General features: G+C 67.0%; 15 protein-coding genes and 1 tRNA gene. 7 read left to right on the forward strand and 9 right to left on the reverse strand.

The features are described from left to right. Positions 1-44 precede the first annotated feature (44 nt). Together ACOJTD_RS17085 and ACOJTD_RS17090 are read left to right on the forward strand one after the other, a co-directional pair. Entirely contained in the window at positions 45-1,085 is a 1,041-nt protein-coding gene (locus ACOJTD_RS17085) for a hypothetical protein (protein WP_420134077.1), read from the forward strand. Positions 1,086-1,198: 113 nt separating this feature from the next. After that, positions 1,199-2,647: an MATE family efflux transporter gene (locus ACOJTD_RS17090; protein ID WP_420134078.1), complete on the forward strand. Its 1,449-nt coding sequence runs from the start codon at positions 1,199-1,201 to the stop codon at positions 2,645-2,647. Between the two features lie 22 nt (positions 2,648-2,669). Here ACOJTD_RS17090 and ACOJTD_RS17095 read toward each other — a convergent pair whose 3' ends face one another. Beyond that, a complete protein-coding gene (locus tag ACOJTD_RS17095) occupies positions 2,670-3,248 on the reverse strand; it encodes a methylated-DNA--[protein]-cysteine S-methyltransferase (RefSeq protein ID WP_420134079.1) in 579 nt (192 codons plus the stop codon). A 213-nt stretch (positions 3,249-3,461) separates the two neighbouring features. Between ACOJTD_RS17095 and ACOJTD_RS17100 the strand changes: the two genes are divergently transcribed. Beyond that, a tRNA-Gly gene (locus ACOJTD_RS17100) sits at positions 3,462-3,535 on the forward strand. An 18-nt stretch (positions 3,536-3,553) separates the two neighbouring features. Here ACOJTD_RS17100 and ACOJTD_RS17105 read toward each other — a convergent pair. The 8 genes from ACOJTD_RS17105 to ACOJTD_RS17140 are packed head-to-tail and all read right to left on the reverse strand — an operon-like array spanning position 3,554 to position 9,086. After that, positions 3,554-3,781, reverse strand: coding sequence for a hypothetical protein (locus ACOJTD_RS17105; RefSeq protein ID WP_420134080.1), 228 nt, complete (start codon positions 3,779-3,781; stop codon positions 3,554-3,556). Then, complete coding sequence (locus tag ACOJTD_RS17110; protein ID WP_420134081.1) at positions 3,778-4,191, reverse strand: DUF4440 domain-containing protein; 414 nt, start codon at positions 4,189-4,191, stop codon at positions 3,778-3,780. The genes ACOJTD_RS17105 and ACOJTD_RS17110 overlap by 4 nt, the downstream gene beginning before the upstream one ends. A 36-nt stretch (positions 4,192-4,227) precedes the next feature. Next, positions 4,228-4,794, reverse strand: coding sequence for a nuclear transport factor 2 family protein (locus ACOJTD_RS17115; protein WP_420134082.1), 567 nt, complete (start codon positions 4,792-4,794; stop codon positions 4,228-4,230). A gap of 13 nt (positions 4,795-4,807) precedes the next feature. After that, positions 4,808-5,320 (reverse strand): flavin reductase, encoded by a 513-nt coding sequence (locus tag ACOJTD_RS17120; RefSeq protein WP_420134083.1) that lies wholly within the window; start codon positions 5,318-5,320, stop codon positions 4,808-4,810. An 8-nt stretch (positions 5,321-5,328) separates the two neighbouring features. Further along, positions 5,329-6,090, reverse strand: a complete 762-nt coding sequence (locus ACOJTD_RS17125; RefSeq protein WP_420134084.1) for an SDR family NAD(P)-dependent oxidoreductase — start codon at positions 6,088-6,090, stop codon at positions 5,329-5,331. Then, positions 6,087-6,587: an aromatic-ring-hydroxylating dioxygenase subunit beta gene (locus tag ACOJTD_RS17130; RefSeq protein WP_420134085.1), complete on the reverse strand. Its 501-nt coding sequence runs from the start codon at positions 6,585-6,587 to the stop codon at positions 6,087-6,089. Before ACOJTD_RS17130 ends, ACOJTD_RS17125 begins: the two co-directional genes overlap by 4 nt. A gap of 14 nt (positions 6,588-6,601) precedes the next feature. Beyond that, positions 6,602-7,873: an aromatic ring-hydroxylating oxygenase subunit alpha gene (locus ACOJTD_RS17135; protein WP_420134086.1), complete on the reverse strand. Its 1,272-nt coding sequence runs from the start codon at positions 7,871-7,873 to the stop codon at positions 6,602-6,604. A gap of 52 nt (positions 7,874-7,925) precedes the next feature. Next, the gene (locus ACOJTD_RS17140) at positions 7,926-9,086 is read right to left on the reverse strand and encodes an acyl-CoA dehydrogenase family protein (protein ID WP_420134087.1); all 1,161 of its coding nucleotides are present in this window, start codon (positions 9,084-9,086) and stop codon (positions 7,926-7,928) included. Positions 9,087-9,540: 454 nt separating this feature from the next. Between ACOJTD_RS17140 and ACOJTD_RS17145 the strand changes: the two genes are divergently transcribed. From ACOJTD_RS17145 to ACOJTD_RS17160, 4 genes are all read left to right on the forward strand, one after another. Continuing rightward, entirely contained in the window at positions 9,541-10,017 is a 477-nt protein-coding gene (locus ACOJTD_RS17145) for a MarR family winged helix-turn-helix transcriptional regulator (protein WP_420134088.1), read from the forward strand. Between the two features lie 298 nt (positions 10,018-10,315). After that, positions 10,316-11,461 carry an ABC transporter substrate-binding protein gene (locus ACOJTD_RS17150; protein WP_420134089.1) on the forward strand — a complete coding sequence of 382 codons (1,146 nt, stop codon included), beginning with the start codon at positions 10,316-10,318 and terminating at the stop codon, positions 11,459-11,461. 117 nt (positions 11,462-11,578) lie between these two features. Further along, positions 11,579-14,443 carry an ABC transporter permease subunit gene (locus ACOJTD_RS17155; protein ID WP_420134090.1) on the forward strand — a complete coding sequence of 955 codons (2,865 nt, stop codon included), beginning with the start codon at positions 11,579-11,581 and terminating at the stop codon, positions 14,441-14,443. Then, positions 14,440-15,084: an ABC transporter ATP-binding protein gene (locus tag ACOJTD_RS17160; RefSeq protein WP_420134091.1), complete on the forward strand. Its 645-nt coding sequence runs from the start codon at positions 14,440-14,442 to the stop codon at positions 15,082-15,084. The genes ACOJTD_RS17155 and ACOJTD_RS17160 overlap by 4 nt, the downstream gene beginning before the upstream one ends. The last annotated feature ends 10 nt before the right edge of the window (positions 15,085-15,094 follow it).

Below are 15,094 nucleotides of genomic sequence, written 5' to 3' on the forward strand. Positions count from 1 at the left end.
CAGCGACAAAATGACAACCTCGGCCGCGGGGAACGGGAGATGAAATGTCCGATGCCGAACGCGAGGCGCAGTGGCGCCGCTGGCGCAGCGTGGCCGATCTGTATCACGCGTGCTTCACCGGACTGGTGCTGACGCTGGTCAGCCGGCGCGGCACGCCTGACGCGGCGGAATTCGTCTTCAGGGTGTTTCGCCGCCAGCAGCAGGAGCGGTTCGCCGCCGGCCTCGCCAAGCTCGGCCTCGCGCATCAGCCGCCGGCAGTTGCGGCCGCGCAGTATCACTATCTGTCGAACTGGATCGGCGGCGTGCATGTCGAGTATATGTACGAGAGCGACCGCAAGGCGTGGATCCGCTATCCGCCGCCGCGCTGGATCTGGCGCGGCACCGCGATCTGCGGCGTGCCGGGCGAGGTCTCCAAGGCGATGCTGCGCGGCTGGCACGGCAACAACGGCGTCGCGCTCGGCCATCCCAGCCTCGGCTTCGTCTGCACCAAGCAGAGCGTCGACGGTCAGGACGGACTCGAGGGTTATTATTACGACTACGATCACCCGCTCGAACTCGACCAGCGCGTGGTGTTCGCGCGGCATCTCGAAGCGCCGCTGTTCGATCCGGCGCAGGCGCCGGCGCTGCCGGTCGAGAGCTGGCCGCGACCGCGGCTGGAGAAGGCCTATCGCAACTACGCGATGGAATATGTCCGCACCGCCGCGCCGGTCGCCGTGCAATTGTTCGGCCCGGTCGATGCCTCCTATCTGCTGCACCTCACCGGCAAGCTGATCGGCATGCAGTCGTACGACGAGCTCGCGCCCGGCCTCGGCGAGACCGGCCGGGATGCCGCCGGCTTCGCCCGGCTGCTGCAGGCGCTGCTCGCCGCGCAGGACGATGCCGTCGACTTGCAAGGCGCGGGCGACGGTTTCGAGCTGCGGCAAAGCGGCTGGAAGCTGATGGACGGCGTCGCCGACGCCCATCCGGTCTGCGTGCGGATGCTGGAGGGGCTGATCGAGGGGCTGGCGGCGGCCTGCGGGCGGCGGATCACGGTCGGGCTGGCGCAGCCGGAAGGCTCATCGTCGCTGGTCTGGTCGGTGCGTTGAGCCGCCCTGAGCTTCGCGGCTTTCACCTATGCGTCCGGCGCGCTCGCTTTGCGGCGGATCGATGCTAGGAACGGATCGAGGCACGGCACAGAGATCGGGCCCCGGAGGAAACGATGTCCGACGTTGCCGTCGCCGAAATGCCGCCCGTCGCGGCCGAGCCGCTGCTGCGGCCCGGCGCCGAGCCTCCGCCTCCGCCCCACAATCCGCTGCTCGACGACGCCATCCTGCCGACGCTGCTGCGGCTGTCCTGGCCCAACATGCTGGCGCTCACCGCCGGCACCTGCGTGGTGGTGGCGGAGACGTCCTATATCGGCCGGCTCGGCACCGAGGCACTGGCCGCGATGGCACTGGTGTTCCCGTTCGTGATCCTGACCATGACGATGTCGGGCGGCGCGATGGGCGGCGGCGTCGCCTCGGCGATCGCCCGCGCGCTCGGCTCCGGCGATCAGGATCGCGCCGCGCTGCTGGCGATGCACGCGCTGCTGATCGGGCTCGGCTTCGGCGTCGTGTTCACGCTCGGCATGCTGATCTTCGGCGCCAAGGCGCTGGAGCTGCTCGGCGGCCGCGGCAACGTGCTGGCGCAGGCGATCGGCTACGTCCACATCTTCTTCGCCGGCGCGGTGGTGCCGTGGCTGATGAACACGCTGGCGGCGATCCTGCGCGGCACCGGCAACATGAAGCTGCCGTCGCTGATGATCCTGATCTCGGCGATGCTGCAGATCGTGCTCGGCGGCACGCTCGGTCTCGGCCTCGGCCCGATCCCGAGCTTCGGCATGCCGGGCGTCGCCGCCGGCACGCTGACGGCGTTTTCGACCAGCGTCGCGGTGATGGCCTGGTACATATTCTCCGGCCGCGCCCGGGTGCAGCCGAGCTTCAGCGGGCTGCGGATTCAGCGCGCCATGTTCTTCGACATCCTCAAGGTCGGCGCGGTGGCGTGCTTCACGCCGCTGCAGTCGGTGCTGACCATCACCATCTTCACCCACATGCTGGCGCATTTCGGCACTGCGGTGCTGGCCGGTTACGGCATCGGCGCGCGGCTCGAATTCATGCTGACCTCGATCGCCTTTGCGGTTGGCATCGCCTCGGTGCCGATGATCGGCATGGCGATCGGCGCCGGCCGGATCGCGCGCGCACGCCGGATCGCCTGGACGGCCGCGCTGGTGTCGTTCCTGTCGGTGGGCGTGTTCGGCACCGCGATCGCGTTCTTCCCGCATCTGTGGGTCGATCTGTTCAGCAACGATCCGGGGGTGAAGCTCGCCGGCGAGCACTATCTGCAGGTGGCGGCGCCGTTCTACGCGTTCATCGGGCTGTCGATCTCGATGTACTTCTCGGCGCAGGGCGCCGCGAAGGTGCTGGGCCCGGTGCTGGCGCAGACCGCGCGGCTGGTCTTCGTGGTGATCGGCGGCTGGCTGCTGATGGCGAACCGCGGCACCGCCGGCAATTTCTTCGCGCTGGCCGCCGCCTCGATGGTACTGCTCGGGCTGGGCTGCGCGTTGGCCGTGCTGGTGACGCGCTGGGAGCCCAAGAAGGTGGCGGTGCTGACGCCGCCGATGGTCGACTGAGTCGATTGCGGAGAGGCGCCGGTCAGCGTTCCGGCAGCCGCGGCGCTGCGGTGAGCAGCACGTCGAACAGGCTCGGTCCGCCGGCGGCAATTGCGCCTTCCATCGCCAGCAACCGCCGCCGGGTGATGACGCCGCCATTGGCGCAAATCCCGCTGGTGTCGCCGACGGTCGCCAGCGCACGATGGCACGGCACGATCAGCGCGAACGGATTGCGCCGGATGGCGTGGCCCACGGCGTAGAGCGCCCCGGCCGAGCCGACCCGCTTGGCGAGTTCGGCATGGGTCGCCGTCTCGCCGCGCGGGATGGCGCGGATCGCCTCATAGACCCGGCAATCGAACGCCGGCAGGCCGCCGAGGTCGAGCGTCACATCGGAGAATTCGTGCGGCGCGCCGCGCAACGCGGCGGCGATGCCGTCGATCACGCCCGCGATCTGGACCGAGGGACGGCTTTCGCGCGCGTCGGGACATTGCCGCTGCAGGCGGCGCCGGGTTTCGATTTCGCGGCTGTCGGCAAGCTGTACGGCGAGAACGCCGTCGTCGCCCCAGGCGATGCCGCATCGGCCCATCAGTGTATCGAAGATCGTGTACGCAGCCCCACCCATGGGCGCGACTATAGCAACGGCCTTCCGGCGCGCATCCGAAATCTTACCGAATTGTTAATTTCAGAATTTGCCGGCGCCGTTTGTGCTGTGCAAATCGGCGGGTAGGTGGCGCAGCCGCGGTCGGCGGATCGCGCCTCAGCCCCTTGGCGAAGGCCGCCGTCTCGGCTAATCAGAGGGACCGGCCGCTTCGCGGTTTGGCTTCGCGACCAGTGCGCGGGCGTAGTTCAATGGTAGAACGGCAGCTTCCCAAGCTGCATACGAGGGTTCGATTCCCTTCGCCCGCTCCAACTGCTCCCGACCAGCCTCTATTCCGCCTCCGCATCCCTCAGGAAATCCGCCTCGAACATCCCGGTGGCGTGTTCGCCGCCGTCGTCGAGGCTTTCGATGCGGACCATGCGGCGGCCGAAGGGGTCGTCCCATTGCTGGATGACCATCACCCGGAAGCCGTTATAGCGATAGGTCTTCCACATCTCGGCCTCGGCCATCTTGTATCCCTGCGGCAGCTTGGTCGTCTGATGCGTGACGGCGGTCACGGGGTGATCCAGGTCTCCTGCAGATGCCGCCACACCGGCGTCGGTCGGTCGTCGCGCTTGATCAGGAGCGCGGTGGAGAGGCGGTCGGTGGTGCCGCTGTCCTGGATCTGCCGCTCGCAATAGGTGACGACGGCCGTCTTCTCGTCCTGATAGCGCACCACGACTTCGCTGATCTCCATGATCAACGTCGGGCGCGAGCCGCGCATCGTCGGCAGGCCGGCGGAGAATTGCGCGAACGGCAGCACCTTGCCGGCCGGCGTCACCATGTTGAAGCCGTCGTCGAAGCGGGCGCGGATCGCGGCCGGATCGTCGCTGCCTTCGGCGCGAAACCAGGCCTGCAGCAGGCGGTGCAGCGCGTCGGCTTCGAGCGGGACGGCGTCGGCGAATGACAGAGCGGGCGTGGTGGTCATCAGAAGTCCTTCAATCGTCGAATGAGGCGTAGTCGCTCAGGGCCGCATCAGCACGGATTTCTCCGGCACGCTTTCGGCCCAGCCCGCGGTCAGCGGCGCCACGAACAGGTTTTCGGTGCGGGTGCGGGCGATTTTCCAGACGCCGGCCTCCTTGCGGAACAGATTGTTCAGCCGGCTCGAACGTAGCAGTGAACTGCCATCGCTGAAGATCCAGGGCTGGCAATGCACCCACTGGCCGTCGGCCTCGTCGCCGCGAACATGGATCTGCTCCGAGGTGAGATAGTGCACGTTGAGCACCAGCGCCGGATCGCGCTTCTGGCCCCAGAAGCCCTGGAAGTGCTTGCGGATCGCGTCCTTGCCGACGCTACGGCCGAACTGATTGTCGTAGTAAGCGCCGACGCCCTCCCAGATCGCGTCCTCGGCGTACAGATCGACGATGCGCTCGATCCGTTCGGCGTCGTCCTCGACGCCGAATTCCGGGCAGGGCGTATCGCACAGGAACATGTAGCGCGCCTGGATGCGGCGGATCTCCGCCTCGGCGGTCAGCGTCGCCACCTGGTCCTGGAGCGCCTGCACGGTGGCGGCGAGTTGGTCGATGGTCATGATGCGGGCCTCGTTACGAGTGGCAGACTTCGCGCGGCGGCGCGATGTCGTGATAAGCGCGGTTGAAATAGATCAGCCCTTCAGGATGTGCGCCGAGCGCGATCGCCTGGACGCGGCAGAAGAACACGCTATGGGTGCCGACGTCCGTCACCTGCGCGATGCTGCAGTCGAGGCTGACGACGGCATCGGCGAGCGCCAGCGCGCCGGTATGCAGCACGCGCCATTCGGCGCCGGCAAACCGTTCGTGGACCGGGATGCCGCCGCGGCCGAACAGATTGGATAGTTCTTGGTGCCGGCTCGCCAGCACGTTGACGCACAGCACGCCATTGGCGGACAGCGCGGCGTGGACGTTGGAGGCGCGGTTGACGCAGACCAGCAGGGTCGGCGGTTCGTCTGTGACGCTGCACACCGCCGAGGCGGTGAGGCCATGCAGTCCGACCGGCCCGTCGGTGGTGATGATGTTCACGGCTGCGCCCAGCCGGCTCATCGCCTCGCGAAATTCGCTGCGTTCGACCGTGGTCATCATCGCCGCCCTCATCGCATGAACAGGCCGCCGTTGACGTCCCAGGTCGCGCCGGAGACGAAACCGGATTCGGCAGAGGCGAGCTGCAGCACGATCTGCGCCACGAAAGCCGGCTCGCCGATGTCGCCGACCGGGATGTTCGCCTTGAACTCGGCGAAGCGCTCGGCCGGCACTGTCTTGTGCACGATCGGCAGATCGAGCGGGCCGGGGGCGATCGCGTTGACGGTGACGCCGGACTTGCCTAGGTCGCGCGCGAAGACTTTGGTCAGCGTGACGATGCCGCCCTTGGAGGCGGCGTAGTGCGCGCCGGTGGCGGTGCCGCCGTTCTGGCCGGCCAGCGACGCCATGTTGACGATGCGGCCATGACCGGCGTCGCGGAAGTAAGCGCCGAACACCTGGCAGCCGAGAAAGGTGCCACGGAGATTGACGGCGATCACCTCGTCGAACTCTTCGGGCGAGATCTCCATCACCGGCCGCGCCACCGTGACGGCGGCGTTGTTGACCAGCACATGCGCCGCGTTCAAGCGCGCCAGCACCGCCGCCAGCGCGGCGTCGAAATCGCTCTTGCGGCGGACGTCGAGCTTGAGCCCGAACGCCGTTGCGCCGCCGGCATCCAGCCGCGCTGCGACGGCCCTGGCGGCCGCCTCGTCGATGTCGCCGATCGCTACGCGATAGCCGGCGCCGTGCAGCGCCGCGGCGATTATGGCGCCAAGGCCGCAGCCACCGCCGGTGACCAGCGCGACGCGCCCGCTGTTGGTCGGCGCAGCGCTCATAGGATGTAGCCGATGCCGCCGAGCGCTTCGGTCGAGTTGATCAGCCAGATCACCTTGCGGCGGATCTTCAGGCCGGCCTCGCTGCGCACCAGCTCGAACACCACGTCGCCGGTGTAGGTCCGCTCGCGGCCGCGGCGGAATTCGGTGATGATCTGCGCGCAGCGCAGTTCGCACGCGGTCTCGCTGGTCTTCAGCATCCGGAAGCGCGACAGCGAACGCACGGTGCGGGCGACCGGCGATGCCGAGACCGACTGGCCGCTGAGCAGCCGGTCGACGCGCTTCTTGCGCATCTCGTGATCGTCATAGGCGTAGTTCACGGCGTTCTCGAAGTCGGTGACGCCGGGTTCGATCGGCACGATGTAGCGGGCGTCGTCGGTCCACAGCGACAGCCATTCCTCGTAGACGGCGTGGTCGAGCAGATCAGCTTCAGTCCAGGCGAATTCCATCGCCTCGGCGAGCGTGATGGTCGCAGCGGCGGTGGTGGTGGGAATTGTCATGGCGATATTCATGGTCAGACCGTCATCATCCGCTTCCATTGATCATAAGCGGCGCGCATGCCGGTTTCGGCGCTGACGTCGCTGCGATGCCGTCCGTCCGGCAGGCTCTCTTCTTTCGGAAAGCCGCGGTTCAGCATGATCCACATGTCCTCACCGCCCTGGGTGCCGTGCTGGACGCGGTCCCACACTTCGGCGTCGTCGGGGCTGCCGAAGCCCATCGGGCCCTGGAAGAATTCGTGCAGTCGGATGCGGGCGCGGTTCGCCGCCGCCGGGCCGCCGTCCATGCCGATCGCGATGTGGCGGATCTCGGTCTCGTTCACCGACACCGGCTGCAGGACGCGGAAGAACGCCATCGAGCATGCGAGGTTGGGGAACAGGTTGATGTTGAAGCCGGAGCCGCCGACGGCGCGGACGATGCGGCGGACTTCCGTGTCGGAGTAGCCTTCGGCCGCCAGCTCCTTGGCGAGTTCGGCGAATTTCTCCGGGATCGGCGCTTCGAGATTGTCGTCGAGGTCGATCAGTTCGGGGATCATCACCATGACGCTGTGGCCGTTGCCGAGATCCTCGACGAAGCCGCCATTGTTCAGCATGTCGAGCTGCTGCTCGGTTTCCTTGTCGACCGCGGTGAGGAAGGATTTGTGCACCAGCGGGAAGTGATAGGCGTCGGTAGTGTTTTCGAGCTGGATCTTCCAGTTGCCGGGGAAGCGGAATTTGTGCTCGCCGAGCGTCTTCACCGGATAGCCGCCGCCCTGTTTCATGAACAGGTCGATCCACTTCTTCGCCGGGCCGAGGAAGTCGGCGAGCGGCTCGATGTCGTCGCGGAAGGTCGCGAAGATCAGGCCGTTGTATTCCTCGACGCGCAGCGACTTCAAAGACAGTTGACTGCGGTCGAGCGAGGTTTCGTCGTAGCCGTTTTCATAAGGCACGCCGCGCAGCTTGCCGTCGAGCGAGTAGCCCCAGCCGTGATACGGGCAGACCAGGCTGGAGGTCTTGCCCTTGCGCACTTCGCACAGCGTCGCGCCGCGGTGCCGGCAGCGGTTGAGGTGGACGTGGACCTGACCCTTGCGGTCCCGCACCACGATCACCGGCTCGAGGCCGACCTGCGCCATCTTGAAATCGCCGTTGTTCGGGATCTCGCTGACATGCGCAACCCAGACCCAGGTGTTGTGGAAGATCTTGGTCATCTCGGCTTCGAAGATCGCCGGGTCGGTGTAGAGCGGCGTGCGGACCCGATCCTTGCGGATCAGGTCGTCCGGCTTGCTGGTGAGCTCCGCGAGGCTGGTCATCGGTCAGGTCCTTGTCGCTGGGAAATCGGCGGAAGCGGATGGAGGCGCGGGATCATGGGAAGCCGGGGACGCTCGGCAGGCCGAGCAGCACGCGGCCGGCGCTCTGCATTGTGCCTTCGTTGAGGAAGGCGTGCTGCGCCACCACGAAGCTGTCGGTCACCGCCCGGGCCAGCGGGTGGCCCTGATAGATCGAGGTGGTGCCGGTGAGTTCGGTCGCCATCCGGGCGACGGTGGCGCCGGTCTTGGCCGCGTGGCTGGCGGCGAGCCGCAGCACCGTGGTGGTCTCGACCGACGGCTTGTCGCCGGCGCGGACGATGTCCCAGACCTCGTCGGTCGCTTCGTAGAAGAAGGCGCGGGCGGAGCGCAGCTCGGCTTCGGCCTTGGCGACGGCGACCTGCACATAGCCGCGATCGGCGAGCTTCGGCGCGCCTGTGATCGACACCCGGCCGCCGGCCATCTCGATGACGTCGTCGAGCGCGGCGCGGGCGACGCCGAGGCCGACCACCGCCAGCACCTGCGCGGCAAGGCCGAGCGACGGATAGCGATAGATGTCGGCATTGACCGAGGCGGCGCCGCCGCGGATCAGCGTCCATTCCTCGGGGACGACCACGTCCTTGACGACGAGGTCGTGGCTGCCGGTGCCTTCGAGGCCGATCACGTTCCAGTTCGGGCGGATCTCGACCTTGTCGGCCGGCATCACCGCCACCCGCGGCAGGCCGCCGGAACTATCACCTTCCACCTGGATGCCGACGCCGATCAGCGAGGCGCCGGTCGAGCCGCTGCCGAACTTCCAGGTGCCGTTGACCAGGAAACCATCGGCCGTGCGCTTGGCCGGCTGCAGCGGAAACAGGCCGCCGGCGAACACCACGTCGGGACCGTTCGCATAGAGCCTGCGCAGCGTCGGCTCGGGCAGCGCCGCGAGATAGGTGGCGGCAGCGCCGAAGCTCGCGACCCAGCCGGTTGAGCCGTCGGCCTGGGCAATTTTTTCGATCATCCGGCAGAATTCCGCCGGGCTCTTCTCGTCGCCGCCGAAAATCCGCGCGACCATTGCCCGGTAAATGCCGGCTTTGCGCAGCCGTTCGATGATGTCCTGCGAGACGTGCTGCTGCGCGCTGAATTCGGCGCGGCGGGCGCGGATGTCGGCGACCAGCGCATCGAAATCCTCGATCGGCGCGGCCGGCTTCAGGTGGATCACGCTGGCGACGTCGGTCATGGTGTCCTCTTTGCGGTTGGCGCTGGCGTCCGCGCTGTGAGGACCTTCGATGCTGCGAACCTCGCATCGACGACCTCGCTACCTGCAAAAGACAATCATGAACTACTCGAACATTCCAGTGAATTATCGAGCGTCCGCGCATCAATTTCGGGCGTTTGCCTGCACGCGATCTGCTCATCGTGCGAACCGGACAGGCAATCGGACGATGTTGCGACGCACGCTACGCGTCGTGCGATGCAGGGTTCGCGGTCCGCACTCGTCCGTGCGCGTAGCTCGAGAGTCGCGGGAACTGATCGCGTTTTTTCGTGCGATGACATGCCGATCCGTCTGGAATAATTGTCGATCGGCTCGGTGAGATATTGTCATTTTCCACAATCTCGGGAAGTGTCACGGCGGTGCAGCGAACGACGATGCGCCGCCGTGACGACACCGCGCGACCAGCCAGGACCGACAGATGCAGAGCAAGAACGACGGCATGAAGCGGAGAATCCGAGCCGACGACAGCCGGTTTCTCTCCAACCGCTCGCCGTTCTTCCATAATGTGCGGATGCTGGCGCGCTATTCGGCGCGCATGAACGCGATCCTGAAACCCGCCGGTCTCGACGTGCCGAAATGGCGGGTATTGATGCTGCTGGTCGAAGGCCGGCCGATCACCGTGTCGCAGATTGCCGACGAGGCGGTGGTCAATATCTCCACGATGGCCAAGATCATCAACCGCATGACCGACGACGGCCTGGTGACGGTTCGGACCTCCAGCACCGACGCCCGTTCGACCGAAGTGTTCATCACCGAGGCGGGCGAGCAGGTGCTCGACGTGGTGCGGGACAAGGTCGCTTATCTGTTCAAGGAAGCGCTGCGCGGGCTGACCAAGGCCGAGGTGCAACTTCTCAATACACTGTCGGTCAAGATCTACGACAACCTGTCGCCGTAGCCTGCAAGCTACGGGAATCGCGATCATTTCAGCGGATCAGGCGGCGCTGGACGGTGCTCCGTTGCTGCGCCGATCGCGGGCGATTTGACTGCGAAAGCAGCAAACCTTCGCGAGATATTGTGCAGGCCGCCGTTATAAGTTGCTTGATTGTTCGCTGGAATATTTCACTAATTGGACCCGCCATGCAGACGGGAATTAGTCGCGTTCAAAGCCCTCTGCACCACCCCCGCGCCTGACCCGAGCGGCCGCAGCCGCGAAGCCGGCAGCGGCCCGCAACGACGGATCGGAAGAGGGACTCATGCAGACATTCAAGGCGTTCGCGGCCGCGGCGATCCTGACGGCGCTTGCCGGCCCGGCGATGGCCCAGGTCAAGGTCGGCGTCATCGCGTCGTCGACCGGGCCGATCTCGGTGGTCGGCCTGCAGCAGAAGAATACGGTGGCGCTGCTGCCGAAGAAGATCGGCGACGTCACGGTCGACTACATCTACATGGACGACAACAGCGATCCGACCCAGGCGACCAAGAACGTCCAGAAGTTCCTGATCGAGGACAAGGTCGACGCCATCATCGGCCCGTCCGGCTCGCCCAACGCGGTCGCGGTGCTGCCGTTCATCGCCGATGCGCAGACCGTGATGCTGGCCCCGGTCGGCACCACCCCGGGGGTGCTGGCGATGGGCGCCAAGAAGAAGTGGGTGTTCAAGACCACCCAGAACGACAACCTGGTCATGGACGCGCTGGTCGCGCACATGAAGAAGAACGGCGTCAAGACGGTCGCCTTCATCGGCACCAACGATCCGCTCGGCGCCAACTTCGCCAAGGCGTTCAAGTCGGTGATCGACAAGGAAGGCATCAAGCTTGTCGCCGAGGAAACCTTCGGCCGCTCCGATACGTCGGTGGCCGGGCAGGCGCTGAAGATCCTGTCGGCCTCGCCCGACGCCGTGCTGGTCGGCGCCGCCGGCGCCACGACGGTGCTGCCGGAAGTGACGCTGGTCGATCAGGGCTACAAGGGCAAGATCTACCAGACCCACGGCGCCGCGACGCCGGAATTCCTCAAGCTCGGCGGCAAGAAGGTCGAGGGCACCATCCTGGCCGCGAGCCCGATGCTGGTGCAGTCGCAGGTCGGCGACGACGTCCCGTCCAAGGCATCGGGGCAGGCCTATATCGACGCCTACACCAAGGTGTACAACGTTGCGCCCGGCACCTTTGGCGCCAACGTCTGGGATGCCGGCCTGCTGCTGGAGCGCACCGTGCCGATCGCCGCCGCCAAGGCCAAGCCGGGCACACCGGAATTCCGCGCCGCGCTGCGCGACGCGCTGGAGAACGTCAAGGACCTGACCGGCGCGCAGGGTGTCTACAACATGACCCCCGCCGATCACTCCGGCTTCGACGCCCGCAGCATCGTCACCATCACGGTGAAGGACGGTGCCTGGCAGTTGCTGAAGTAACAGCCACGCCCGCCGCGGATCGCCTGGCGCGATCCGCGGCGAGTTAGTTCCGACCGACACCTCGCTCGACCATCGCACGGCAGACGACGCGCCGCTCGCGTCGCCGAAAGGATCTTCGTGAATCTCGTCGTCGCTCTGTTTCTGGCTCAGGACGGCATCGCCAATGGCGTGGTGTACGCGCTGCTGGCGGTGGCGATCGTGGTGCTGTTCTCGGTCACCCGCATCACCTTTGTGCCGCAGGGCGAGTTCGTCTCCTACGGGGCGCTGACCTTCGTCACCATGCAGGACGGCCAGCGGCCCGGCACGATCCCGCTGCTCGGGCTGCTGATCGCGCTGCATGTCGTGCTCGATCTCGTCGGCGGCTGGCGCAAACAGCGGCCGATGACTCTGCTGCTGGCGAGCCTGCGCAGTGTCGCCGCGGCGCTGATCGTATTGGCGCTGGCCTATGCGGCCACCAGCTTCGACCTGCCGCTGCTGCTGAAGGCGGTCATCGCGATCGCGGTGGTCACCGCGGCTGGGCCGCTGCTGTATCGCATCGTCTATCAGCCGCTTGCCGACGCTTCCGTGCTGGTGCTGCTGATCGTCTCGGTGGCGCTCCACTTCGTCATGACCGGGCTGGCGCTGTATATCTTCGGCCCGAGCGGCCAGCGCTCGGCGCCGCTGCTCGACATCACGTTCCCGGTGATGGGCGTGCCGATTGCCGGCCAGACGCTGCTGATCCTTGGCGTCACCGTGGTGGTGATCGCCGCGCTGTATTTCGCCTCGCAGCACACCTTGTACGGCAAGGCCATGCAGGCGGTGGCGCTGAACCGCACCGGCGCGCGGCTGATGGGCATCTCGACCTCGCTGGCCGGCCGCGCTTCGTTCCTGGTCGCCGCCTTCATCGGCGCGCTGGCCGGCGTGCTGATCTCCCCGACCACCACCATCCTGTACGACACCGGCTTCCTGCTCGGCCTCAAGGGCTTTGTCGGCGCCATCCTCGGCGGCCTCGCGAGCTACCCGATCTCGGCGCTCGGCGCGCTGCTGATTGGCCTGCTCGAGAGCTACTCGTCGTTCTTCGCCTCGACCTACAAGGAAGTCATCGTCTTCAGCCTGATCATCCCGATCCTCTTGGTGCAGACGCTGCGTCAGCACCGCATCAAGGAGGATGACGATCACGGCGCCGAGGCGCTGCCGGCGCAGGCGAACCTATCGCCGCGGGCGCTGCAGCTCCGCCGTCGCATCAAGACCGGCCTCGGCATCGCCTTCGTGCTTGCCGTCGCGGCCGCGCCCGTCTTGATCTCGGACTACGAGATCGCCCTGCTGAACTATGTCGGCCTCGCCGCCATTGTGGTGCTGGGCTTGGTGCTGCTCACCGGCGTCGCGGGGCTCACCTCGTTCGCGCAGGCCGCCTATGTGGGCATCGGCGCCTACATCACCGGCTACGTCTCCTCGACTTACGGCCTGTCGCCTTGGCTGACGCTGCCGCTAGCGCTCGCCGTCGCCTTCGTGCTGGCGCTGTTCGGCTCGCTGATCACCGCGCGGTTGTCGGGCCACTATCTGCCGCTGGCGACGCTGTCGCTCGCGGTCGTCGCCTACTACCTATTTGCCGCGCTGCCGCAGACCGGCGGCCAGGCCGGCATGACCAACATCCCGCCGCTGACCATCGCGGGCTATGCCGTTCACAGCCCGAAGGCCTGGTACATCGGCATCTGGGGCGCGCTGCTGCTGCTGCAACTGGCGATGACCAATCTGCTCGACTCCCGCCCCGGTCGCGCCATCCGGGCGCTGAAGTCCGGCACCATCATGGCCGAGAGCCTCGGCGTCGATACCTGGAAAGCCAAGATCGCCGCCTTCGTCATCGCCTGTCTGCTGGCGGCGCTGGCCGGCTGGATCTACGCGCACTATCAGCGCTTCCTCAATCCGTCGCCGTTCTCGTTCAATCAGGGCATCGAATATCTGTTCATGGCGGTGATCGGCGGCGCCGGCTCGATCGGCGGCGCGCTGGTCGGCTCGGGCATCGTGGTGCTGGCCAATCAGTGGCTGCAGATTAATCTGCCGCTGCTGCTCGGCATGCAGGGCGATTTCCAGGTGATCATCTTCGGCGTCGTCGCGATGGCGATGTTGCAGCTGCTGCCGCGCGGCATCTGGCCGGCGCTGCTCGATCTCACCGGGATGCGGCTGCCGAAGGCGTGGTCGATGTCGACCGACACCGCGCCGCTGCCGGCGCGCGCCAAGCCGCAGCCCGGCGAGACCGTGCTGGCGGTGCGCGGCGTCTCCAAGAATTTCGGCGCGATCGCCGCCAACCGCGACATCAGCCTCGACGCCAGGGCCGGCGAGATCCTGGCGCTGATCGGCCCGAACGGCGCCGGCAAGAGCACGCTGTTCGACCTGATCTCCGGCGTGCAGCGGCCGTCGAGCGGCACCGTGCACTTCCTCGGCCGCGAGAGCAGCTACTTCCCGCGCACGCTGTCGCGGGACGGCATGGGCCGCACCTTCCAGCACGTCCGCATCATTCCCGAAATGACCGTGCTGGAGAACACCGCGCTCGGCACCCATGCCCGCGTCGACACCTCGTTCGCCGCCGCGGCGCTGCGGCTCGACCGGCCGACCGAGGCGCGGCTGATCGGCGAGGCGCTGCGCCAGCTCGGCCGCGTCGGGCTGGAGGGGAGCGCCACACAGACCGCGGGCAGCCTGTCGCTCGGCCAGCAGCGCGTGCTGGAGATCGCCCGCGCGCTCGCCTCCGATCCCTGTCTGTTGCTGCTGGATGAACCCGCCGCCGGCCTGCGCCATCTCGAGAAGCAGGCACTGGCGCGGCTGCTGAAGCAGCTCAAGGCGGAAGGCATCGCGGTGATCGTGGTCGAGCACGACATGGATTTCGTCATGAACCTCGCCGATCGCATCGTCGTCATGCAGTTCGGCCAGAAGCTTGCCGAAGGCACGCCCTGCGAGATCCAGCGCAATCCGGCCGTGATCGAGGCCTATCTCGGAGGCGCCGAATGACCGCGACGACCGGCGATGTTCTGCTGCAGGCCGACAAGATCAATATCGGCTACGGCCGCGTCGATGTGGTGCACGGCATCAGCCTGACCGTGCGCCGCGGCCAGATCATCGCCATCATCGGCCCCAACGGCGCCGGCAAGACCACACTGCTCAGCGGCCTGATGGGCCTGCTGCCGGTCAAGGGCGCGCTGAGCTTCTTCGGCGAGACGGCCGCCGAACAGCCCTCGGTCGAGGCGCTGGTCGGGCGCGGCGTGACGCTGATCCCCGAGACGCGCGAATTGTTCGGGCCGATGAGCGTCGAGGACAATCTGCGGCTCGGTGGCTTCGCCCGCTATCAGCAGGGCCACCGCGATCTCGAGGCCGGGCTCGAAGAGGTCTACGCGCTGATGCCGCGGCTGCGCGAGCGCAAGGCGCAGGCCGCCAAGACGCTGTCGGGCGGCGAACGGCAGATGCTGGCGATGGGCCGGGCGCTGATGTCGAAGCCGCAACTGCTGCTGCTCGACGAACCGAGTCTCGGCCTCGCGCCGCTGATCACCCGCGACATTCTCAGGACGGTGGCGAGCCTGCGCGACCTCGGCATGTCGTGTCTGCTCGTCGAGCAGAACGCCAAGGCGGCGCTGCGCATCGCCGACTACGCCTAGGTGATGGAAT

The organism is Rhodopseudomonas sp., from assembly GCF_048594845.1.
Taxonomy (GTDB): Bacteria; Pseudomonadota; Alphaproteobacteria; order Rhizobiales; family Xanthobacteraceae; genus Rhodopseudomonas.

Coding starts and splice junctions, on each gene's coding strand:
- ACOJTD_RS17145 (WP_420134088.1), top strand. CDS start 9,541: ATGCAGAGCAAGAACGACGGCATGAAGCGGAGAATCCGAGCCGACGAC.
- ACOJTD_RS17130 (WP_420134085.1), bottom strand. CDS start 6,587: ATGACAATTCCCACCACCACCGCCGCTGCGACCATCACGCTCGCCGAG.
- ACOJTD_RS17135 (WP_420134086.1), bottom strand. CDS start 7,873: ATGACCAGCCTCGCGGAGCTCACCAGCAAGCCGGACGACCTGATCCGC.
- ACOJTD_RS17085 (WP_420134077.1), top strand. CDS start 45: ATGTCCGATGCCGAACGCGAGGCGCAGTGGCGCCGCTGGCGCAGCGTG.
- ACOJTD_RS17090 (WP_420134078.1), top strand. CDS start 1,199: ATGTCCGACGTTGCCGTCGCCGAAATGCCGCCCGTCGCGGCCGAGCCG.
- ACOJTD_RS17110 (WP_420134081.1), bottom strand. CDS start 4,191: ATGACCACCACGCCCGCTCTGTCATTCGCCGACGCCGTCCCGCTCGAA.
- ACOJTD_RS17150 (WP_420134089.1), top strand. CDS start 10,316: ATGCAGACATTCAAGGCGTTCGCGGCCGCGGCGATCCTGACGGCGCTT.
- ACOJTD_RS17095 (WP_420134079.1), bottom strand. CDS start 3,248: ATGGGTGGGGCTGCGTACACGATCTTCGATACACTGATGGGCCGATGC.
- ACOJTD_RS17160 (WP_420134091.1), top strand. CDS start 14,440: ATGACCGCGACGACCGGCGATGTTCTGCTGCAGGCCGACAAGATCAAT.
- ACOJTD_RS17125 (WP_420134084.1), bottom strand. CDS start 6,090: ATGAGCGCTGCGCCGACCAACAGCGGGCGCGTCGCGCTGGTCACCGGC.
- ACOJTD_RS17140 (WP_420134087.1), bottom strand. CDS start 9,086: ATGACCGACGTCGCCAGCGTGATCCACCTGAAGCCGGCCGCGCCGATC.
- ACOJTD_RS17120 (WP_420134083.1), bottom strand. CDS start 5,320: ATGATGACCACGGTCGAACGCAGCGAATTTCGCGAGGCGATGAGCCGG.
- ACOJTD_RS17115 (WP_420134082.1), bottom strand. CDS start 4,794: ATGACCATCGACCAACTCGCCGCCACCGTGCAGGCGCTCCAGGACCAG.